25 protein-coding genes are annotated in these 20,223 nt (G+C 71.6%); 15 read left to right on the forward strand and 10 right to left on the reverse strand.

The features are described 5' to 3' along the window. The first annotated feature begins 14 nt into the window (after positions 1-14). Genes PH203_RS08500 through PH203_RS08545 form a run of 10 tightly spaced genes read left to right on the forward strand, consistent with a single transcriptional unit; the run spans position 15 to position 5,244 of the window. Positions 15-368, forward strand: coding sequence for a gas vesicle protein (locus tag PH203_RS08500; RefSeq protein ID WP_289918295.1), 354 nt, complete (start codon positions 15-17; stop codon positions 366-368). Between the two features lie 49 nt (positions 369-417). Further along, complete coding sequence (locus PH203_RS08505; protein WP_289918108.1) at positions 418-843, forward strand: gas vesicle structural protein GvpA; 426 nt, start codon at positions 418-420, stop codon at positions 841-843. Continuing rightward, on the forward strand, positions 840-1,610 hold the full coding sequence (locus tag PH203_RS08510) for a GvpL/GvpF family gas vesicle protein (protein WP_289918110.1): 771 nt from the start codon (positions 840-842) through the stop codon (positions 1,608-1,610). Before PH203_RS08505 ends, PH203_RS08510 begins: the two co-directional genes overlap by 4 nt. A 4-nt stretch (positions 1,611-1,614) precedes the next feature. Further along, positions 1,615-1,878, forward strand: coding sequence for a gas vesicle protein GvpG (locus PH203_RS08515; protein WP_289918112.1), 264 nt, complete (start codon positions 1,615-1,617; stop codon positions 1,876-1,878). Beyond that, positions 1,875-2,600: a DNA primase gene (locus tag PH203_RS08520; RefSeq protein ID WP_289918114.1), complete on the forward strand. Its 726-nt coding sequence runs from the start codon at positions 1,875-1,877 to the stop codon at positions 2,598-2,600. Before PH203_RS08515 ends, PH203_RS08520 begins: the two co-directional genes overlap by 4 nt. Beyond that, positions 2,597-3,700 (forward strand): SRPBCC family protein, encoded by a 1,104-nt coding sequence (locus PH203_RS08525; RefSeq protein ID WP_289918116.1) that lies wholly within the window; start codon positions 2,597-2,599, stop codon positions 3,698-3,700. Before PH203_RS08520 ends, PH203_RS08525 begins: the two co-directional genes overlap by 4 nt. Continuing rightward, a complete protein-coding gene (locus PH203_RS08530) occupies positions 3,697-4,023 on the forward strand; it encodes a gas vesicle protein (RefSeq protein ID WP_289918119.1) in 327 nt (108 codons plus the stop codon). The genes PH203_RS08525 and PH203_RS08530 overlap by 4 nt, the downstream gene beginning before the upstream one ends. Continuing rightward, positions 4,023-4,778 (forward strand): GvpL/GvpF family gas vesicle protein, encoded by a 756-nt coding sequence (locus PH203_RS08535; protein ID WP_289918120.1) that lies wholly within the window; start codon positions 4,023-4,025, stop codon positions 4,776-4,778. Before PH203_RS08530 ends, PH203_RS08535 begins: the two co-directional genes overlap by 1 nt. After that, on the forward strand, positions 4,775-4,963 hold the full coding sequence (locus PH203_RS08540; protein ID WP_289918122.1) for a gas vesicle protein: 189 nt from the start codon (positions 4,775-4,777) through the stop codon (positions 4,961-4,963). Before PH203_RS08535 ends, PH203_RS08540 begins: the two co-directional genes overlap by 4 nt. Next, entirely contained in the window at positions 4,960-5,244 is a 285-nt protein-coding gene (locus tag PH203_RS08545) for a gas vesicle protein K (protein WP_289918123.1), read from the forward strand. Before PH203_RS08540 ends, PH203_RS08545 begins: the two co-directional genes overlap by 4 nt. A 13-nt stretch (positions 5,245-5,257) precedes the next feature. Here the strand turns inward: PH203_RS08545 and PH203_RS08550 are convergent, their stop codons facing one another. The 3 genes from PH203_RS08550 to PH203_RS08560 form a co-directional block, all read right to left on the reverse strand. Further along, entirely contained in the window at positions 5,258-5,428 is a 171-nt protein-coding gene (locus PH203_RS08550) for a hydrophobic protein (protein ID WP_289918124.1), read from the reverse strand. A gap of 42 nt (positions 5,429-5,470) precedes the next feature. Beyond that, entirely contained in the window at positions 5,471-6,292 is an 822-nt protein-coding gene (locus PH203_RS08555; RefSeq protein ID WP_289918125.1) for a class I SAM-dependent methyltransferase, read from the reverse strand. A 109-nt stretch (positions 6,293-6,401) separates the two neighbouring features. Further along, positions 6,402-7,895 carry a bifunctional phosphatase PAP2/diacylglycerol kinase family protein gene (locus PH203_RS08560; RefSeq protein ID WP_289918126.1) on the reverse strand — a complete coding sequence of 498 codons (1,494 nt, stop codon included), beginning with the start codon at positions 7,893-7,895 and terminating at the stop codon, positions 6,402-6,404. 63 nt (positions 7,896-7,958) lie between these two features. Here PH203_RS08560 and PH203_RS08565 point away from each other — a divergent pair, with 63 nt between their 5' ends. Continuing rightward, positions 7,959-8,624, forward strand: coding sequence for a histidine phosphatase family protein (locus PH203_RS08565; protein WP_289918127.1), 666 nt, complete (start codon positions 7,959-7,961; stop codon positions 8,622-8,624). 79 nt (positions 8,625-8,703) lie between these two features. Continuing rightward, on the forward strand, positions 8,704-10,323 hold the full coding sequence (locus tag PH203_RS08570) for an ATP-binding cassette domain-containing protein (RefSeq protein WP_289918129.1): 1,620 nt from the start codon (positions 8,704-8,706) through the stop codon (positions 10,321-10,323). Between the two features lie 75 nt (positions 10,324-10,398). On the opposite strand, the gene PH203_RS08575 is transcribed toward PH203_RS08570, so the two are convergent. After that, entirely contained in the window at positions 10,399-11,514 is a 1,116-nt protein-coding gene (locus tag PH203_RS08575; RefSeq protein WP_289918131.1) for a Vms1/Ankzf1 family peptidyl-tRNA hydrolase, read from the reverse strand. A gap of 57 nt (positions 11,515-11,571) precedes the next feature. Between PH203_RS08575 and PH203_RS08580 the strand changes: the two genes are divergently transcribed. Further along, complete coding sequence (locus tag PH203_RS08580; protein ID WP_289918134.1) at positions 11,572-11,850, forward strand: DUF6158 family protein; 279 nt, start codon at positions 11,572-11,574, stop codon at positions 11,848-11,850. Positions 11,851-11,868: 18 nt separating this feature from the next. Here the strand turns inward: PH203_RS08580 and PH203_RS08585 are convergent, their stop codons facing one another. From PH203_RS08585 to PH203_RS08610, 6 genes are all read right to left on the reverse strand, one after another. After that, positions 11,869-13,986 carry a catalase gene (locus PH203_RS08585; RefSeq protein ID WP_289918136.1) on the reverse strand — a complete coding sequence of 706 codons (2,118 nt, stop codon included), beginning with the start codon at positions 13,984-13,986 and terminating at the stop codon, positions 11,869-11,871. Further along, positions 13,986-14,528: a type 1 glutamine amidotransferase domain-containing protein gene (locus PH203_RS08590; protein ID WP_289918139.1), complete on the reverse strand. Its 543-nt coding sequence runs from the start codon at positions 14,526-14,528 to the stop codon at positions 13,986-13,988. The genes PH203_RS08585 and PH203_RS08590 overlap by 1 nt, the downstream gene beginning before the upstream one ends. A gap of 6 nt (positions 14,529-14,534) precedes the next feature. Next, the gene (locus PH203_RS08595) at positions 14,535-15,194 is read right to left on the reverse strand and encodes a diguanylate cyclase (protein ID WP_289918141.1); all 660 of its coding nucleotides are present in this window, start codon (positions 15,192-15,194) and stop codon (positions 14,535-14,537) included. After that, complete coding sequence (locus PH203_RS08600; protein WP_289918142.1) at positions 15,191-15,658, reverse strand: CBS domain-containing protein; 468 nt, start codon at positions 15,656-15,658, stop codon at positions 15,191-15,193. The genes PH203_RS08595 and PH203_RS08600 overlap by 4 nt, the downstream gene beginning before the upstream one ends. Positions 15,659-15,854: 196 nt before the next feature. Next, entirely contained in the window at positions 15,855-16,235 is a 381-nt protein-coding gene (locus tag PH203_RS08605) for a DUF2795 domain-containing protein (RefSeq protein WP_289918144.1), read from the reverse strand. A gap of 312 nt (positions 16,236-16,547) precedes the next feature. Further along, a complete protein-coding gene (locus PH203_RS08610) occupies positions 16,548-18,359 on the reverse strand; it encodes a thiamine pyrophosphate-requiring protein (protein ID WP_289918145.1) in 1,812 nt (603 codons plus the stop codon). A 242-nt stretch (positions 18,360-18,601) separates the two neighbouring features. Between PH203_RS08610 and PH203_RS08615 the strand changes: the two genes are divergently transcribed. Then, a complete protein-coding gene (locus tag PH203_RS08615) occupies positions 18,602-19,396 on the forward strand; it encodes an RNA polymerase sigma factor SigF (protein ID WP_289918147.1) in 795 nt (264 codons plus the stop codon). 128 nt (positions 19,397-19,524) lie between these two features. Further along, positions 19,525-20,157 carry a hypothetical protein gene (locus PH203_RS08620; RefSeq protein WP_289918148.1) on the forward strand — a complete coding sequence of 211 codons (633 nt, stop codon included), beginning with the start codon at positions 19,525-19,527 and terminating at the stop codon, positions 20,155-20,157. The last annotated feature ends 66 nt before the right edge of the window (positions 20,158-20,223 follow it).

The raw sequence follows: 20,223 nt of genomic DNA on the forward strand, positions 1-20,223 counted from the left end.
AGTTAGAGGTGGCCATGTCGAACGCAAAAAACACATCAGACGCACAGAATTCACAGAAAACCCCCAAGGGTACGGAAAGCGACACGGCGGAAGACCGGCCGAGCCCCATGCAGGTGCTGCGCCATGCGCGCACCCAGCTCGCGGAGCTCACCGGCATGGCCGCCGAGTCGGTGTCGTCCTTCGAACAGACGGAGGACGGCTGGTCGCTGGAGATCGAGGTCATGGAACTCGCCCGGGTTCCCGACACGATGAGCCTGATGGCGAGCTATCAGGTGGACCTGGACCCCGAGGGCCAGCTGACCGGCTACCGGCGCGTTCGCCGTTACGAACGCGGGCGGGCCGACTCACATAGGCCTGGCGGCCGCTAGGCCGCCGTTCCGTTCCCGTCCGACCAACAGACAAGGAGGCACGGTCGGCATGACCGTTGTCCCGGCACAACAGACCGGCGGCGGAGGCGGCACCAGCGGCCTCTACGACGTTCTCGAGCTCATCCTCGACCGGGGTCTCGTCATCGACGCGTTCGTACGGGTCTCCCTGGTCGGCATCGAGATCCTCAAGATCGACGTCCGGGTCGTCGTCGCCAGCGTCGACACCTATCTGCGCTTCGCCGAGGCGTGCAACCGGCTCGACCTGGAGGCCGGCCCGAACCGCAGTCCCGGCCTGCCCGAACTCGTCGGCGAGATCACCGAGTCCGGCGCCCGCGGCAAGTCCAAGGGGGCGCTCTCCGGCGCCGCGCAGACCCTCTCCGACGCCTTCAAACAGGCGCGCGAGGAGGGCGAGGGCGAACAGCGGCCGCGGGCCCGCAAGTCGACGGCCGCGCGCAGGAAGGAGGAGCAGGAGTGAGCACGTACGTGTACGGCATCACGGACGGCTCCCGCGCCAAGCTGCCCGAGGGCATGGGCGGCGTCGGCGATCCGCCGCGGCCGGTGCGCATCCTCAAGGAGGGCGGCCTCGCGGCCGTCGTCAGCGACGCGCCCGAAGGACTGCGGCCCAAGCGCAAGGACCTGCTCGCCCATCAGAACGTGCTCGCCGAGGCCGGCGCGGGCGGCTGCGTGCTGCCCATGCGGTTCGGCAGCGTCGCCCCCGACGACGACACCGTCGCCGGGGTGCTCGCCGAACGCGCCGAGCACTACAAGGAGCGCCTCAGGTCGCTGGACGGCAAGGTCGAGTACAACGTCAAGGCCACGCACGACGAAGAGGCCGTACTGCACCGCGTGATGGCCGAGAACCCCGAGCTGCGTGCCCAGACCGAGGCCAACCGGCAGGCGGGCGGCGGCAGTTACGAGGAGAAGCTCCGGCTGGGCGAGATGGTGGTCGCCGCCGTGAAGGCGCGCGAGGCCGAGGACGCCGCCGAGGTGCAGCGAGACCTGGAGGCCGTCGCCGCGGCCGTCAGCGCCGGTCCCGAGTCCACCGGCTGGCTCGCCAATGTGTCGTTCCTGGTGGGACGCGACTCCGCCGAGACGTTCCTCGCCTCGGTGGAACAGGTCCGCAAGACCCACCCCCATCTGGAACTGCGGGTCAACGGCCCGCTGCCGCCGTACAGCTTCGTCGAGCCCGGCCCCGCCGAGCCCGCGGGCACCACGGCCGGCGCCGAGAGCTCGGGGGAGTGACCGGGTGGGCCTGATCGGAGAGGTCCTGCTGCTGCCGTTCGCCCCGGTGCGCGGCAGCGCCTGGGTGATCGGACAGGTGCTGCGCGAGGCCGAGCGCGTCTACTACGACCCGGCCACGGTGCGGGCCGAACTCGCGCAGCTGGAAGAGCAGTTGGAGTCGGGGGAGATCGACGAGGAGGAATTCGACCGCCGGGAGGACGAGCTCCTCGACCGGCTGGAGACCGGTTCGCAGACGCGGGCCGGAACGAACGACTGGACGGCAGGATGAACCGAGTGGGACTGGGCCTCGCGGTAGGGGCCGGATACGTCCTCGGACGTACCAAGAAACTGAAACTGGCCTTCGCCGTCGGCACGCTGGTCGCCGGCAAGCGGATGCATCTGAGCCCGCGGGCGCTCGCGGACCTGGTGTCCGGACAGCTGCGGAACAACCCGCAGTTCAAGGAGATCGGGGACCAGCTGCGCGAGGACCTGCGCGGTGTCGGCAAGGCGGCCTCCGGCGCCATGGTCGAGCGGCAGATCGATGCGATCGCCGACCGTCTGCACGGCCGTACCGCCGAGGTGCGGGACCGGATCGCGGGCGTGGTGCCGGACGTGCCGGACCTGGGGTCCGAGGACGAGGAGCCCGAGGACGCGTACGAGGAAGAAGAGGCGGAAGAGGAAGAGGGCACGGAAGGGGCGGCGGAGTCCCAGGAAGAGGAAGAGGAGGACGGCGGGGGCGAGGCCGGGTCCGCGCCGCGCCGGAAGCAGGCGGAGAAGCGGCCGCCGGCGAAGAAGGCACCGGCCAGGAAGGCGCCAGGCAAGAAGGCGGCCGCCAAGAAGGCCGCCGACAAGCCGCCGGCGAAGAAGGCCACGGCGGAGAAGGCCGCGGCCAAGAAGGCGACCGCAGGGAAGGCGCCCGCGCGGAAGACCGCGGCCAAGAAGTCCGCCGCGGCCCGCACCGCCGCCCGCGGCGCCCGGTCCCGGGTCCCGAAGGGAGGCGGTGAGCGATGACCGACACCCTCGGATCCGCGACCTCCGCGGCCCGCGGTGCCACGAAGGGGGCCACGAAGGCGGGCCCGCTCGGCGGGGTCGCGCAGAGCGAGGCCGTGGACCGGCTCAAGGCGGAGGTGCAGGAGTACCTCACCGCACAGGCCCAGCGGCTGCTCGTCGGCGCGGGCCGCAAGCTCGGCGAGAGCACGGTCAAGCTCAACGACATCGCCGAGGGCCGCAGCCCGGGCTTCGCCAAGCTCGCCCTGGAGGGCGGCCGCAAGCTGGCCGACGGCAAGGGGCCGCTGCGCTCCGCCCTGGAGCTGGGCGCCTCCCGGGCCAAGGAGAACGTGGTCGGCGCCCTGAAGAACCTCGGCGGCGGCAAGGGCAAACGCAAGGGCGGCGCGGGCAAGAAGCCCACCGTGATCATGGAGTACGTCGATGTCGGCGTCCCCCTGCGCACCGCCTACGACCAGTGGACGCAGTTCCAGGACTTCTCCACCTTCGCCAAGGGCGTCAAGAGCGCGAACCGCGCCGACGACACCACGTCCGACTGGCAGCTGAAGGTCTTCTGGTCCAACCGCAGCTGGAAGGCGCACACCACCGAGCAGGTCCCCGACGACCGCATCGCCTGGACCTCGGAGGGCGCCAAGGGCACCACGAAGGGCGTCGTCTCCTTCCACCGGCTCGCCGACAGCCTCACCCGGGTCCTGCTGGTGATCGAGTACTACCCCAAGGGCCTCTTCGAGAAGACCGGCAACATCTGGCGCGCCCAGGGCCGCCGGGCCCGCCTCGACCTCAAGAACTACGTCCGTTTCGTCACCCTCAAGGGCGGCGCCGACGACGGCTGGCGCGGCGAGATCCGCGACGGCGAGGTCGTCCGCAGCCATGAGGACGCGGTCGCCGAGGAAGAAGCCGGCGCCGAAGAGGAGGCGTACGAGGGCGAGGAAGAGCAAGCTGAGGAGGAGGGCCCGTACGCCGAGGAGGAGGACGAGGAGAAGGAGGAGTACGCCGAGGAACCCGAGGCGGACGAAGAGGAGCAGGAGGAGCCCGAGGGCGAGTACGAGGAGGAAGGCGCCGACGACGAGGAGTACGAGTACGCCGAGGGCGGGAGCCGTCGATGACGACCCCCGGACGGCTGCCCGAGCCCTATGGCCGGGGTGACGGCGGCGCGAACCTCGCCGACATCCTGGAGCGCGTCCTCGACAAGGGCGTGATCATCGCCGGCGACATCCGGATCAACCTGCTCGACATCGAACTCCTCACCGTGAAACTGCGGCTCATCGTCGCCTCCGTCGACAAGGCGAAGGAGATGGGCATCGACTGGTGGGAGGACGACCCCGCCCTCTCCACCCGGGCCCGGCGCGACGAACTCGCCAGAGAGAACGCCGAGTTGCGAGAGCGGATCGCACAACTGGAGCCCGGCAGGGCCGAGAAGGAGACCTGATGACCGGACTGCGTTACGTGTACGCCGTCTGCCGGCCCTTCAAGGCGCCCCTGCAGTCGCAGCTGACGGGCGTGGCGGGCGATCCGCCCAGACTGCTGGTCCACCACGGCCTCGTCGCCGTGGTGAGCCATGTCCCGGAGCGGGTCTTCGCCGAAGAGCCGCTCCGGGCGCATCTGGAGGACCTGGACTGGCTGACCGCGACGGCCCGCGCCCACCAGGGCGTGATCGACGCCCTCACCGTCGTCACCACCCCGCTGCCGCTCCGGCTCGCCACCGTCTTCCGGGACGACAGCGGCGTACGCACCATGCTGGAGGCCCGCGAGGCCGACTTCTGCCGCACCCTCGACCGGCTGACCGGCCGGGTCGAGTGGGGCGTCAAGGTGTACGCCGAGGCCGGACCCGCCGAGGCCGAGCCGCCCGGCGGGAAGGCCACGTCGGGCCGGGACTATCTGCGGCAGCGCAGCTCACGCGTGCGGGCGGACGAGGACCTCTGGCAGCGGGCCGAGGCATTCGCGAGCCGGCTCCACGAAACGCTCTGCGCCCATGCCGAGGATTCCCGGCTGCATACCCCGCAGAATGCCGCGCTCTCCGGCGCCGCAGGGCGCAATGTCCTCAACGCCGCCTATCTCGTCCCGCGGAGCGAATCCGAGGAATTCGTGGAACTCGTCGACCGGACGAAGGGCGAAGCGCCAGGAATGCGGGTCGAACTCACCGGCCCCTGGGCCGCCTATTCCTTCGCGGGGGAGAAACCGTGACCGTCGTCGAACGCCGAGAGATCGCCCTCGTGGACCTGCTCGACCGGCTGCTCGCCGGCGGGGTCGTCATCACCGGCGACATCACCCTGCGCATCGCGGACGTCGACCTCGTCCGCATCGACCTCAACGCCCTGATCAGCTCCGTCAACGCGAACGTCCCGTCGCCGTGGGAGGACTCCTCGTGACCCAGGCCCGCAACCGGCTCGACCTCGAACCCGACACCGTCGAGCGGGACCTCGTCAAACTCGTCCTGACCGTGGTGGAGCTGCTGCGCCAGCTCATGGAGCGCCAAGCGCTGCGCCGCTTCGACGACGGCGGTCTGACCGAGGAGCAGGAGGAGCGGATCGGGCTCACGCTGATGCTCCTCGACGACCGCATGACCGAACTGCGCGAGCGCTACGGACTGCGGCCCGAGGACCTGAATCTGGACCTCGGGCCGCTCGGACCGCTGCTTCCCCGGGAATGAGTTCCGGGGAACATCACCACCTGTACCAGCGTCCCCGTCCTCCGGCTGCGGTGGTGCCACGCATCAGGAATCCAAGGAGCCACAGAACCAGTACCGCTATAGCGACCCACCAGAGAATCTTCACTGCGAATCCGGCACCGAACAAAAGCAGCACCAGAAGCAGTACGAGCAGAATGGCTAGCATAATGTGAACCTCCTGCTTTCCGGGTTTCCCGGAAACGGGGATTCAGGCGCTCTTACGGCACAGAATTTCTCCGTGCAGCACGGCGAACCAGCCGTCCTCCTGCCGACCCCACTCCCGCCAGGCCTCCGACACCGCCGCCAGCTGCTCCGGCGTCGCGTGTCCGCCCTCCGTGGCCCGCTCCGCGTACGCCGACGCCAGGGTCCGGTCCGCCCACAGACCGCTCCACCACGCCCGCTCCTCGGCCGTGGAGTACGTCCAGGTGCCGGAGGTGGCGGTGATGTCCGTCAGGCCCGCCGCCAGCGCCCAGGACTTCAGCCGGCGCCCGGCGTCGGGCTCGCCGCCGTTGGCCCGGGCCACCCGCAGGTACAGGTCCCGCCAGTCGTCCATCCCCCGGGACGCCGGGTACCAGGTCATGGCGGAGTAGTCGGAGTCGCGGACCGCGACGAACCCGTTCGGCCTGGTCACCCGCAGCATCTCGCGCAGCGCCCGCACCGGGTCGCCCACGTGCTGCAGCACCTGGTGGGCGTGGACCACGCAGAACGTGTCGTCCTCGTACTCCAGGGCGTGCACGTCGGCGACCGCGAAGTCGACGTTCCGCAGGCCGCGGGCGTCGGCGGTGGCCCGGGCCTGCTCCAGGATGCCCGGCGCGCGGTCGACACCGGTGACCTGGCCGTCGGGGACCAGTTCCGCCAGGTCGGCGGTGATCGTGCCCGGGCCGCAGCCGATGTCCAGGATCTTCATGTGGGGCTTCAGCGAACCGAGCAGATAGGCCGCGGAGTTGGCGGCGGTGCGCCAGGTGTGCGAGCGCAGCACCGACTCGTGGTGCCCGTGCGTGTAGACGGCGGTCTCCTGCGGCTTCGACATGGCTGAACTCCCCTGTTCGACGTCCTGTCGGTGCAGGACACCGTACGGCACTCATGTCGAATGATGAGATATGTGTATCGCTATGTGGACTGACAGGGCTGACGGGTGATCAGCTGCCGGGCAGCGGACGGTAGACGGTGAGCGCCTCGGGCAGCTTCTCCAGCGTCACCTCGCCCTCCACCTGCGTGACTTCGCCGTCGTACGCGAGCAGCGAACCCGGGGCCACGCCCGCCAGACGGAGCCGGGACACCTGGACCGCGGCGTGCGCGGGGGAGCGGGTCAGCGGACCGGCGAGGGCGGCCGCCAGCAGACGTACCGCCGGTCGCCGGCCGCCGTGCACCACACGCACGTCGAGCTGCCCGTCGGCGAGATCATGGCGGCGGCCCGGCGTCAGGCCCACCCGGTGGTAGGTGCCGTTGCCGACGAACAGCAGCCACAACGGCCTTGTCCGGCCCCGGAATTCGGCCTCCAGCGGATGCCGGTCGGCGCGCAGGACACGCAGCGCCGCGAGCACCCCGGCAGGCCAGCCCCCGATCCGGCGCGACCAGCGGTCCCGCTCCCGGACGAGCTCCGGATAGACGCCCAGGCTGCAGGTGTTGAGGAAGATGCCATGGGTGTCGCCGCTGACGAAACGGCCCGCGTCCACCCGTACGGCCTCGCCGCCCTTGACCGCCCTGGCCAGGGACCGGACGTCCTCCACGCCCAGGTCGTAGGCGAAGTGGTTCAGCGTGCCGCCGGGCAGGACCGCGAGCGGCAGGTCATGGCGCAGGGCGACCTCGGCGGCGGTGTTCACCGTGCCGTCGCCGCCGCACACCCCGAGCACCCGGGCGCGGGTCGCCGCCTTCTCCAGCTCGGCCCGGACGTCGGCGGGCCGGCACTGCACGACCTCGCAGCCCGGCAGGGCGTCCTGCAGTGCCCGCATCCGGTCGACGCCGCCCGCGGCCTCGTTCGCCACCATGACCAGGCCCTCGCCGTCGGGCAGCGCGGGCACCTCGGCGCGCGGCCGGGCCGGCGGCATGATCTGGGCGCGGGTCGGCACCATGCCCCGTACGGCGTACGCGGCCCCCACGCCGAGCAGCGCGCCGGCCAGCACATCGCTCGGGAAGTGGACCCCGGTGTAGACCCGGGACAGCGCGACCGACCAGGCGACCGGCGCCACCACCGCGCCCCAGGCCGGGGACTCCAGCGCGACGCCCGCCGCGAACGCGGCCGCCGACGCGGAGTGACCGGACGGGAACGACGTGGTGATGGGCTGCCGCTTCAGCTGCCGCACCAGCGGCACCGGATCGAGGACCGGGCGGGGACGGCGTACGGACCGCTTGCCGAGCGTGTTGATCGTCAGGGAGGCCAGGCTCAGCGAGGCGAGACCGCGGGCCGCGGCGCGGCGGGCCCGGGGTGTCCGGCTCGCCGCCATGGCGGCCGCCGTGGCGAACCACAGCACACCGTGGTTCGCGCTCCGGCTCAGTTTCGGCAGGACCGGCTCGGCGGCCGGCCAGTTGCGCTCGGCGGCGAACTCGAAGAGCCGGCAGTCCAGGGCCAGCAGCGCGTCGCGGACGGCGTGCCGGCCGGGCTTCGGGGCGGTGAGATCCACGTCAGGCGTCATGTGGTGGCGGGTACCCTGAAGTGGCCGTTTCTTGTGCGCAACCGACCCGCGGAGGTTTGCTGCATGCGACTGCTCCTCGTCCGCCATGGCCAGACCCCGTCCAACGTCGAGTACCTCCTCGACACGGCGATACCCGGGCCCGGTCTCACCGCCCTCGGCGAGCAGCAGGCGGCGGCCCTGCCCGAGGCGCTCGCCGACGAGGACATCGAGGCCCTCTACGCCTCCACCCTGATCCGCACCCAGCTCACCGCCGCCCCGCTGGCCGCCGCACGCGGCCTCGACGTGATCGTCCGGGACGGCATCCGCGAGGTCTTCGCCGGCGACCTGGAGATGCTGGACGGCCACTCCCCGCAGGGCCACCTCTACATGGAGACGATCTTCGCCTGGTCCGCCGGCGACACCGGGCGGCGCATGCCGGGCGGCGAGAACGGCACCGAGGTGCTCGCGCGCTACGACGCGGTGGTCACGGAGGCCGCGGACAGCGGCGCCCGCACGGTCGCCCTCGTCAGCCACGGCGCGGCGATCCGCATGTGGACCGCGGCCCGCGCCGACAACGTCGACGTCGCGTTCGCGGCGGCCCGCCCGCTGGACAACACCGGTGTGGTGATCCTCGAGGGATCTCCCGCCGACGGCTGGAAGGCGCTGTCGTGGGCGGGGGCCGTCGTGGAGTCCACGGGGCGCGGGGCGGAGGCCGGACCCACGGGGCGGCCGCTGGACGAGGTCGAGTAGCGGAGCACAGGCCGGAAGCGCTGGAAGCGCCGAATATGCGTTTGCCCGGCCCGCCCCCCGACCCGCAGAATGCGGCCCCATGGGACATCTGGAAGCCGCGCACCTCGAGTACTACCTCCCCGACGGGAGGGCGCTGCTCGGCGATGTGTCCTTCCGGGTGGGCGAAGGGGCCGTCGTGGCCCTCGTCGGGCCCAACGGCGCCGGCAAGACGACCCTGCTGCGGCTGATCTCGGGCGAGCTGAAGCCGCACGGCGGAACGGTCACCGTGGGCGGCGGTCTCGGAGTGATGCGCCAGTTCGTGGGCTCCGTACGGGACGAGACGACCGTACGGGACCTGCTGGTGTCGGTCGCGCCGCCCCGGATCCGGGAGGCCGCGCAGGCCGTGGACCGGGCCGAGCACCTGATCATGACGGTCGACGACGAAGCCGCCCAGCTGAAGTACGCGCAGGCCCTCGCCGACTGGGCCGAGGTGCGCGGGTACGAGTCCGAGACGCTGTGGGACATGTGCACCATGGCCGCGCTCGGGGTGCCCTACGACAAGGCGCAGTTCCGGGAGGTCCGTACCCTCTCCGGCGGTGAGCAGAAGCGGCTGGTCCTTGAGGCGCTGCTGCGCGGCACCGACGAGGTGCTGCTGCTCGACGAGCCGGACAACTACCTCGACGTGCCCGGCAAGCGCTGGCTGGAGGAGCGGCTGAAGGAGACCCGCAAGACGGTCCTCTTCGTCTCCCACGACCGCGAACTCCTCGCCCGCGCCGCAGAGAAGATCGTGTCCGTGGAGCCCTCGCCGACGGGCGCGGACGCCTGGGTGCACGGGGCCGGCTTCGAGACCTACCACGAGGCCCGGCGCGAACGCTTCGCCCGCTTCGAGGAGTTGCGCCGGCGCTGGGACGAGAAGCACGCCCAGCTGAAGAAGCTCGTCCTGAACCTCCGTCAGGCGGCCTCCATCAGCCATGAGTTGTCCTCCCGCTACCAGGCCGCCCAGACCCGGCTGCGCAAGTTCGAGGAGGCCGGGCCGCCGCCCGAGCCGCCGCGCGAGCAGGACATCAGGATGCGGATCAAGGGCGGCCGCACCGGAGTGAGGGCCGTCACCTGCCAGGGACTTGAGCTCACCGGCCTGATGAAGCCCTTCGACCTGGAGGTCTTCTACGGCGAACGCGTCGCCGTCCTCGGCTCCAACGGCTCCGGCAAGTCGCACTTCCTGCGGCTGCTGGCCGGCGAGGACGTGGCGCACACGGGCCGGTGGAAACTGGGGGCGCGGGTCGTCCCCGGGCACTTCGCCCAGACCCACGCCCACCCCGAACTGACGGGCCGCACCCTCCTCGACATCCTGTGGACGGAGCACTCGCAGGACCGGGGCGCGGCGATGTCCAGGCTGCGCCGCTACGAGCTCACCCAGCAGGCCGAGCAGACCTTCGACCGGCTCTCCGGCGGCCAGCAGGCCCGCTTCCAGATCCTGCTGCTGGAACTGGAGGGCGTCACGGCCCTGCTCCTGGACGAGCCCACGGACAACCTCGACCTGGAGTCCGCCGAGGCCCTCCAGGAGGGCCTGGAGGCCTTCGACGGCACGGTCCTGTCCGTCACCCACGACCGCTGGTTCGCCCGCTCCTTCGACCGCTATCTGGTCTTCGGCAGCGACGGCCGGGTCCGGGAGACGGCCGAGCCGGTGTGGGACGAGCGCCGGGTGGAACGGGCGCGGTAGCGCGCCGCGTACGGGACGAGCGGGGACAGGGGGCCGGGCCGCGACAGCCGTTCGCGGCCCGGCCCCCGTACGCCCTCACGCCCACCGCAGCAGCGCGCCCAGGCCCCCCACCGGCCCCTCGGCCCCGCTCGCCTCCGTCGCCGGTGTCACCGCCAGCGCCGCCGCACCCGTCGCCACCGCCGAGCGGATCAGGGCGTCGTCCGCGCGGGCCGACCAGGAGTTCTGCTCGCCTAGGACCGTCAGCTCGGTGCGGCGCACCGCGATCTGGTCCGGGTCCTCGCCGATCCACACCTCGCGGTGCGCGTCGGGCCCCTCCGGATGCAGCAGCAGTTCGTCGATACGGTGCTCACGCGCGGCCTCGACCAGCGCGGGCACGCCCTCCACGGCTCCGGCACGCCCGTCGGCGCCCGGCTCACGTGCCGCGAGGAACCGCTCCAGCTCCTGCTCGGCCCGCTGCCGCACATGCTCGGCGCGCACCCGCTCCACGTCCTCGTCGAGCAGCCGGCTGCCGCTGCCGTGCGGAGCCTCGGCCACCAGGGCGTCCAGCCGCTCGGGCAGCCGCTCGCGCACGGCCCGTCGCTCCCGGTCCTCCCCCACGAGGACCAGCAGGTCGGCCCGGGTCTCCTCCTGGCAGACGGTGAGCGCGTCGGCGATCTCGGCCGCGTTGTGCTCCCAGGTGTTCTGGACCTTGAGCTGGAAGTGCCGCTCGGACCAGTCGGCGGTGCTCGTACGGTGCAGGGGCCAGGTGCGCCCGGTCACCGACCCGGCATCGCCCCGGCCCAGAGCGCTGCGCAGCTCGAAGGCCGCGCCCTTGCGGTCGATGTACGCCACCACACAGACCGGGTCCTCGCCGACGAGCTCCAGCAGGGGCGCGGTGTGCGGCAGCGGCGCCCAGTGGGCCCGGTCGCCGTCCGGGGAACGGGCCAGCGGCGGGTCCAGCACCACCTCTCCCGCGCGCGCGAACAGCGCACGGCCGTGCGGCTCGCGGGAGTGCTGCAGTTCGTCCAGCGCCTGCCGGACGGCCAGGCACGTCTCCTCGTCGGCGCCCTGCGAGGCCAGCTCCCGGGCCATCGCCGTGGCCGTCAGATGCCTCTCGTGGGGCGTCGCCTCCGTATGGCGGGAGGTGTCGACGTACACGGAGGCCCAGGGCCCCGGATGTTCGTAGAGTGGGTGCAGAAAGGCGAGATCCATGGTTCTCTCCCGGTTGCCGCTCGGGGGTAGTGCTCACCGGGCGGGTACCCGAAGCCCATGAACGAACACGACGAGTGGGAAACCGCCATGACCGGAGTCGACCCCAGCAGGCTGGACGACCAGCAGCTCATGAAAGAGCTGAAGAACATCCACCGCACGCGCCACGACACGCTGCTCTACGGCTCGAACGACGCGCTGCGCGCCCACAACGGCCGGATGGCCGAACTGGAGGGCGAGTATCTGCGCCGCAATCCGCAGCGCCTGGTCGCCGCGGGCCGCACCAGGGAAGGCGCCCGGGAACGCGGACGCGGGGAGTCGGCGACTCCCCGCGTCTGAAACCCCGGCTCCGGCCCGCTAGCAGCGGGTCGGCGGCCGGCCCCAGTGGCGGTGCGCCGCGATCGCCTCGATGAACGCCCGTACGAACTCCTCGCTCGCGGTTCCCGGCGAGGTGTCCGTCACGACGCCCTGGTCGGTCACCACCCGGTGGAACTCCGTGGAGACCCGCACCCCCTCCGGTTCCAGGGCCGACAGCACGCCCACGCCGGAGCCGAGCGCTCCCACGGCCTTGCCGTGGCGGTACGCGTCGCGGACGAAGCGCATGGCGTCCGGGTCGGTGACGGTCGGCGGGGTGCCCGTGGGGCCGCCCGGGATCAGGACCGCGTCGTACAGCACGGAGGCCACGGTCGGCAGCGCGCGGTCGACGGTGTACAGCTCACCGTCCGCACCCGACACCGTGCCGTCCGTCGCCGCCAGCGCCTCGACGATCGCGCCCTCCGCGGCCAGCGCCTCGCGGACCGACGTCACCTGGTCGGCGTCCACGCCGTCGGTGACCAGGACCGCGATCTGCCGGGTGCGGATCGAGCCGTCGCCGCGCAGTGACGTAAGGCTCAGCGCGGGGGAGAGCAGCTTGTTCGGCGCCTCCTCGGCCCCGGTCGGCTCCGGTACGCCGATGCCCCGGGCCACCTTGACCGCCAGCTCTCCGTCCACCTTGGCGAGTTGCTCGACCGTGCGGGCCCGTACGGTGATCGCGCCGACCTTGCCCAGCTCGAACCGGAACGCCTCGACGATGTGCTGCCGCTCCCAGTCGCTCATGCTCTTCCAGAACAGCGCGGGCTGGCTCCAGTGGTCCTGGAAACTCGGGCTGCGGCGGCGGATCTTGGCGCCGTCGACGCGTTCCGCGTAGTGCGTGTACGCGTGCCCGTCGGCGCCCGCGTGCGCCGGGCAGCCGCCGCCGAGGGAGTTCGGGAAGTAGTTCGTGCCGCTGTGGATCGTGTGCTGGCCGTACCCGTCCCGCTGGTTGGTCCGCACCGGCGCCACCGGCCGGTTGACCGGCAGCTGGGCGAAGTTGGGGCCGCCCAGCCGGATCAACTGCGTGTCCAGATAGGAGAAGTTGCGGGCCTGGAGCAGCGGGTCGTTGGTGAAGTCGATACCGGGGACCACGTTCGCCGTGTGGAAGGCCACCTGCTCGGTCTCGGCGAAGAAATTCTCCGGGTTGCGGTCCAGGACCATCCGGCCGATGGGCCGCACCGGCACCTGCTCCTCCGGGATGAGTTTCGTGGCGTCGAGCAGGTCGAAGTCGAAGGCGAACTCGTCCTCCTCCGGCACCAGTTGGACGCCCAGCTCCCACTCCGGGTACTCGCCCGCCGCGATCGCGTCCCACAGATCACGCCGGTTGAAGTCCGGGTCCCGGCCCTGGCACTCCTGCGCCTCGTCCCACACCAGCGAGTGCACGCCGAGGCGCGGCTTCCAGTGGAACTTCACGAACGTGCCGCGCCCCTCGGCGTTCACGAACCGGAAGGTGTGCACACCGAAGCCCTGCATCATGCGGTAGCTGCGCGGGATCGCCCGGTCCGACATCAGCCACATGATCGCGTGCAGGGTCTCCGGCTGGAGCGACACGAAGTCCCACAGGGTGTCGTGCGCGGAGGCCCCGGTGGGGATGTCGTTGTGCGGCTCCGGCTTCACCGCGTGCACGAAGTCGGGGAACTTGATGCCGTCCTGGATGAAGAAGACCGGGAAGTTGTTCCCGACCAGGTCGTAATTGCCCTCCGACGTATAGAACTTGGTGGCGAAGCCGCGCACGTCCCGCACGGTGTCGGCCGAGCCCTTCGGCCCCTGCACGGTGGAGAACCGGACGAAGACGGGCGTCCGTACCGCCGGGTCCTGGAGGAAGGCGGCGCGGGTGAACTCCGCGCAGGACTCGTACGGTTCGAAGTAGCCGTACGCGCCCGCGCCCCGTGCGTGCACCACGCGCTCGGGGATGCGCTCGTGGTCGAAGCGGGTGAGCTTCTCCCGGAAGTGGAAGTCCTCCATCAGCGTCGGACCGCGTTCACCGGCGGCGAGGGAGTCGTCGGTGTGGTCGACCTCCACGCCCTGGTCGGTGGTGAGCGGGCCGGCCGCGGGATCGTCCGCGCGGAAGGCCTCGCGCTGCTCCTGCTTGCGGTCGCGCGGGATGTCCTGCGGGGCGCCCATCAGGCGGCCTCCTTCGTGAACACGTCCAGGAACGCCTCGTCGAACGCCTTCAGATCGTCCGGCTTACGGCTGGTGACCAGCTTGCCCGGGCCGTGGTCGCAGACCTTCACCTGCTCGTCGACCCAGGTCCCGCCCGCGTTGCGGATGTCGGTCGCCAGACTCGGCCAGGAGGTCAGCACCCGGCCCCGGACCACGTCCGCCTCGACGAGCGTCCACGGGGCGTGGCAGATCGCGGCGACGGGCCTGCCCTGGGTGAAGAAGTCCCGTACGAAGGCGACCGCCTTGTCGTCCGTCCTCAGGTTGTCGGGGTTGGCCACCCCGCCCGGCAGCACCAGCCCGTCGAACGAGTCCGCCGTCGTCTCGCCCACCACCTCCTGCACGGGGAACGTGTCCGCCTTGTCGAGGTGATGGAACGCCTGGATGGTCCCCGGCTTCGTCGACACGAGAACCGGCTCGTGACCGGCGTCGACGGCGGCCTTCCACGGCTCGGTCAGTTCGATCTGCTCGACGCCCTCGGGCGCGGTCAGAAACGCGATACGCATGATTCCTCAACGTCCTTTCGTGGCCTGCCAGCGAGCCTCGTCGCTCGAAGCGCGCTTCTTGTTCCGTCGGGCCGCACGCCGGCAGCGCAGCAGCTCCTCGCCGTACGGCAGCAGCACACAGGCGCCGATCGCGGCCGTGACGCCCGCCAGATAGGCCTTCGACAGCGGCCGCCGCCGCGGCACCAGCCGCCAGGCGTCGGGATCGCCGCGGCCCCCGCGCAGCAGGGACTTCACCTGGTCGGCGTGCAGACACATCAGCGAGGCCAGGGCGCCGAACGGCAGCGACTCCAGGAAACTGTGGATGTGCTGCTCGATCGGGCGGACCTCGCGGTCGCTGTCGACGGCCGTCCGTACGTCCCACAGCGCGGTCGCCTCGTGCACCGCGGCGCCGCCCAACTGGACGGCGAGCAGGGCCGGGTTGACCTCGTAGCGCAGGGTGGCCGCGATCGGGATGCCGACCTCGGCCATCATCAGGGAGTGGATCACCGACTCCTTGGTCCCCGCGGTGTCCTCGATACGGGTCCGCCGGTGCATCACCCAGTCGGCGAGACCGGGCACGAACCAGCTCGGGAGCAGCCCGTACAGCAGATACCGGGTGGTGACCTCCCCGACGTCGAGGCTCCCACCGCTCGCCGCCCTGACCTCGGCGGCCTGACCCCGGCTCACAGGGCACCCCGGCCGCCAGGCTCCGTCCGGTCGTCCGGCTCCGTCCGGCCGTCCGGCTCGGCTCGGCTGATCTCGGCCAGTACCGAGTCCGGGTTCTCCGACTCGGCCAGGTCGCCGAGGCTCACCATGCCGACCGGCAGTCCGTCCTCGACGACCGGCAACCGGCGTACGGCGTGTGCCCGCATCAGGGCCGCCGCTGCCGAGACCGGGTCCTCGGGGGCGACCAGCACCGGGTCGGAGGTGCACACCGAGCCCGCGCTCACCGTCAGCGGGTCGACGCCCTCGGCGACCGCCCGCACCGTGATGTCACGATCGGTGAGCACCCCGACGACCCGCTGCCCGTCGGCCACCAGGACGTCGCCGATGTCCTGCGTGCGCATCAGCTGCGCGGCCTCGACGAGTGAGGCGTCCGGGCGGACGGCGACCACGCCCGGTGTCATGACGTCCTTCACGAATTCGGCCATCGGTGTGGCCCCTTCCTGCGTTTGCGGCTGATGGGCGGGGCCGGGCACGGCCACGACGGTCTCGCGGCCACGGCGATCTGCGGCCGGAGCCGGAGCCGCCCCCGTGCCGACAGCCCGGCGCGTCGTACCCGAAGCCCGGCCCCGGCGTCCGCCGTGCCGGATGCCGGCCCCGCCGCAGTACCCGGGGCCCGGAGTCCTACGCGCCCGGCCGGGTGAGCGCTTCGGCCAATTCCTGGACGGTCGCGTAGTGCCCCTTGCGCGGCAGTCGCTCCACCGCCTCGACGAGGGTGTCCGGCGCGTACGCCCGGCGCAGTGCCCCGGCCAGTTGCCGTGCGCTCGCCGGGAACGCGCTGCGGCCGAGATGCCGGGCCAGTTCCAGCCGGACCACCCCCAGCGATGCTCCGGAACGCCCCGGCGCCACGGGCCCGCCCGCGATCACCGGATCGTCGTCGGCGGTGGGTTCGGGATCGTGCCACTCCTCGGTCCGGGTGGGATGCCCGGACCTCAGCAGCCCCTGCAGTTCGTGTTTCATCTCGTCGTCGCGGTGGACGCTCAGCCGGTCGCTGCCTCGCTGCATGACTCTCCCTCCAGATCTTCGGGGGCGGTCTCCGCGTACCCGAGGACCGGGCCCCGACACGGGGGTTTGCCCTCCGTTTCGGGGGAGACCCGGCCGTTCGCCCCCCACGCGATCCAGGGGAGGGAAACACCATGGCGGTCCTGGCCGTGTTCATCCCGCTCCTCATGCTCGGCGTGGTGCTGGCACTGGGCCGTTACGAGGAGCTGCTCCTGCCGGACGAGCGGGAGAAGCCGGGGGAACTGCTGCGGGACGACGGCAAGCCGTCCGTTCCCCCTGCTGCTTCCGTTCCCCCCGCTGCTGAGGCCCGGCTGCCTACTTCTTCTTCTCCCGCCCCTTCTCCCGCCCCGGCAGGAACTCCTGCATCTTCGCCTTGAACCCCTGCTTGATCATGGACCCGCGGTCGGCGTCGCCCTTCAGGATCGACTCGGCCGTGGCCTCCATCTGGTCCCAGGTGGCATGCGGAGGGATCGGCGGTACCGCCGGGTCGGTGAGGAACTCGATGACCGCGGGCCCGTCGGCCTCCAGGCCCGCGCGCCAGCCCGCCTCCACGTCCTCGGGCTTCTCCACGCGGATGCCGGTCAGGCCGAGTGAGCGGGCGAACGCGGCGTACTGCACGTCCGGGAGCTCCTGAGAGGGCAGGAAGGAGGGGGCGCCCTCCATGGCGCGCATCTCCCAGGTGACCTGATTCAGATCGTGGTTGTTCCACACACCGACGACCAGCCGCGGATCCTCCCACAGGTCCTTGTACTTGGCCGCCGTGATCAGCTCCGCCATGCCGTTCATCTGCATCGCCCCGTCCCCGACCAGCGCGATCGCCGGCCGGTCCGGGTGGGCGAACTTCGCGCCGATGGCGTACGGCACTCCGCAGCCCATCGTCGCGAGCGTGCCGGAGAGCGAGGCGCGCATGCCGTCCCGCATGGTCAGGTGCCGGGCGTACCAGTTGGCGGCCGAGCCGGAGTCGGAGCTGATGATCGCGTCGCCCGGCAGCAGCGGGTCCAGGGCGTGGGCCACGTACTCCGGGTTGATCGGGTCGGCCGACAACTCCGCACGGCGTTCCGTCACCTCACGCCAGCGCCGGACGTTGTCGCACACCGTGTCGTACCACTCGCGGCCGCGCTCCTCCCCGTTCAGCAGCGGTATCAGCCGCTCCAGGGTCGCCTTGGCGTCGCCGACCAGATTGACCTCGTACGGGTAGCGCATCCCGACCATGTGCGGGTCGATGTCGATCTGCACCCCGCGCGCGTCGCCGAAGTCCGGCAGGAACTGTGTGTAGGGGAAGGACGATCCGATGGTCAGCAGGGTGTCGCAGTCCCGCATCAGCTCGTACGACGGCCGGGTGCCCAGCAGGCCGATCGCACCGGTGACGTAGGGGAGTTCGTCGCTGAGGGCGTCCTTGCCGAGCAGGGCCTTCGCGACGCCCGCGCCGAGCAGTTCGGCGATCCGCTGCACCTCGGTGCGCGCGCCCGAGGCGCCCTGGCCGATCAGAATGCCCACCTTGTCACCGGAGTTGAGGATCTCGGCCGCCCGCAGCAGGGACTCCTCGGACGGCACGGCCGTCCAGGAACTGCGGTCCAGGCTGGACGGCACCATCTTGAACTCGTGCGTGGGGGCCGAGTAGTCGAGCTCCTGGACGTCCCCGGGAATGATGATCGCGGTGGGGCAGCGGCGGGCGTACGCGGTGCGGATCGCCCGGTCCAGTACGTTCGGCAACTGCTCGGGGACGGTCACCGTCTCCACGAAGTCGGAGGCGACGTCCTTGAAGAGGGTGTGCAGATCGACCTCCTGCTGATACGAGCCGCCCATCGCGGTGCGATGCGTCTGGCCGACGATCGCCAGCACCGGCACATGGTCGAGCTTGGCGTCGTAGAGGCCGTTGAGGAGATGGATCGCGCCGGGGCCGGAGGTCGCCGCGCACACTCCGAGACGGCCGCTGAACTTGGCGTAGCCGACCGCCTGGAACGCCGACATCTCCTCGTGCCGCGACTGGACGAACCGCGGCTCGTTATCGGCCCGGCCCCATGCGGCGAGCAGGCCGTTGATGCCGTCGCCCGGATAACCGAACACATGGTCCACTCCCCACTCGCGCAGTCGCTGCAGGACGTGGTCGGAGACCTTGGTGCTCATGGACGGACCTCCCGGTCATAGGGGCACACGGGCGCCTTACGAGTGACCGCACGGGCCCCCGGAAAACCTGGAACCGGTTTGCGGCCCAGGGCCGGGGGCAGGCGCAGTGACAGTGCTTCGGACAGGAGGCACGTCCGTGGGAGAGGCCCGTCGGCCGGCCCCGGCTGTGCCTGTCCGACCGCGGCCGCGCTCCCACGGTGACCGTCCGACCCAGAGCGCGACCAAGGGAGTTGCGACGCACCATGTCCACTCGAGTGAGCGCGAAGCACCACCCGCACGACGACGCCCCCGACACCGCCGAGGCCTTTCGCAGGCTCGCCGCGCTGCCCCCGGGCCCTGAGCACGATCGCCTGCGCGGAACGATCGTGGAGGCGTGGCTGCCCATGGCCGACCGGCTCGCCGGACGCTTCCGCAGCCGCGGTGAGAGCTTCGAGGATCTGCGCCAGGTCGCGGCACTCGGCCTGGTCAAGGCCGTCGACCGCTACGACCCCGAGCGCGGCAACGCCTTCGAGAGCTACGCCGTGCCCACCATCACCGGTGAGATCAAGCGGCACTTCCGCGACCACATGTGGACGCTGCACGTGCCCCGGCGGGTCCAGGACCTGCGCAACCGTGTGCGCTTCGCCTGCCAGGACCTGTCCCAGACCGTCTCCGGGCGGCGGCCCACGGTCGCGGAGATCGCCTCGCACGCCGGTATGAGCGAGGAGGACGTGCTGGTGGGGCTGGAGGCGCTGGAGAGCTTCACCGCGCTGTCGCTGGACGCGGAACTGCCGGGGAGCGAGGACGGGTACTCACTCGGTGACGCGCTGGGAGAGGCCGATCCGGCACTCGACACGGTGGTGGACCGGGAGGCGGTCAAGCCCCGGCTCGCCGCGTTGCCCGAGCGGGAGCGGGCGATCCTGTACATGCGCTTCTTCGGGGACATGACCCAGTCGCGGATCGCCGAACAGCTCGGGATCTCGCAGATGCATGTGTCCCGGCTGATCAGCCGGTGCTGCGGGCGGGTGCGGGAGCAAGTGATGAGGGACGTCGCGTAACGGGCCGTCGAGGTCACTCGCTTGGCCGCACCCGTCCCGCGAATGGGGTCCGGCGGCGCGCGGCCGGGCGTGAGGCGGGCTGTGATGGCTGCGTGACCCCGCAGTCGACGGTCCAAGGAGTACACCCCATGCGCCGCACCGCCCGTGCCCTGTCCGTTGCCGTGCTGGTCGGCGCCGCCGTGGGGGCTGCCGTGCCGGTCGCCTTCGCGGAGCCGGCCGCCGAGGTCAGTCCTGGCAGTGCCCAGCCGGGCGGGAGCGTCACCGTCTCGGTGTCCTGCGATCCCCTCAGCGGGACGGCTCCCACCACCATCGAGGCGACCTCGCAGGCCTTCGACGAGGGGACCGTCCAGCTGCAGCTCGTCACCGGGAACGACGACGCCGTGTCCGGGCCCGCCTACCGAGGCACCGCGCGGATCGGCCCCGCCTCGGACTTCGAGGAACCGGACGCGGTCGGCCGGGACTCCGCGTGGACCGTCGACGGGACCTGCCCGGCGGCCACCGGCACGCAGGGCAGGCAGTGGAGCGCGACGTTCACGGTGGTGCGCGGGAGCGGGCACTCCGAACACTCCGGGCAGTCCTGCACCGAGCCGCGCACGGCGTCCTGTTCCGGCGCCGCGGTCCAGCGGGGGGTGCGGGCCGGTGCGGGCGGGGCCTTCACCGATTCGGTGCCCGCCCTGGTCACCGGCGGGGTGCTCATCGCGGGAGCGCTGGGCGCGGCCGTGTACCGGGTACGGCGTAAGGCGCCCCCCGGACAGGCGTGAGCCCGGCGTGTGACCGGCGCAACTCGAGCGGACCCCTATGGGTGCGCGCCACCCTGGGTACTCAGA

It is taken from the genome of Streptomyces sp. S.PB5, from assembly GCF_030403745.1.
Taxonomy (GTDB): domain Bacteria; phylum Actinomycetota; class Actinomycetes; order Streptomycetales; family Streptomycetaceae; genus Streptomyces.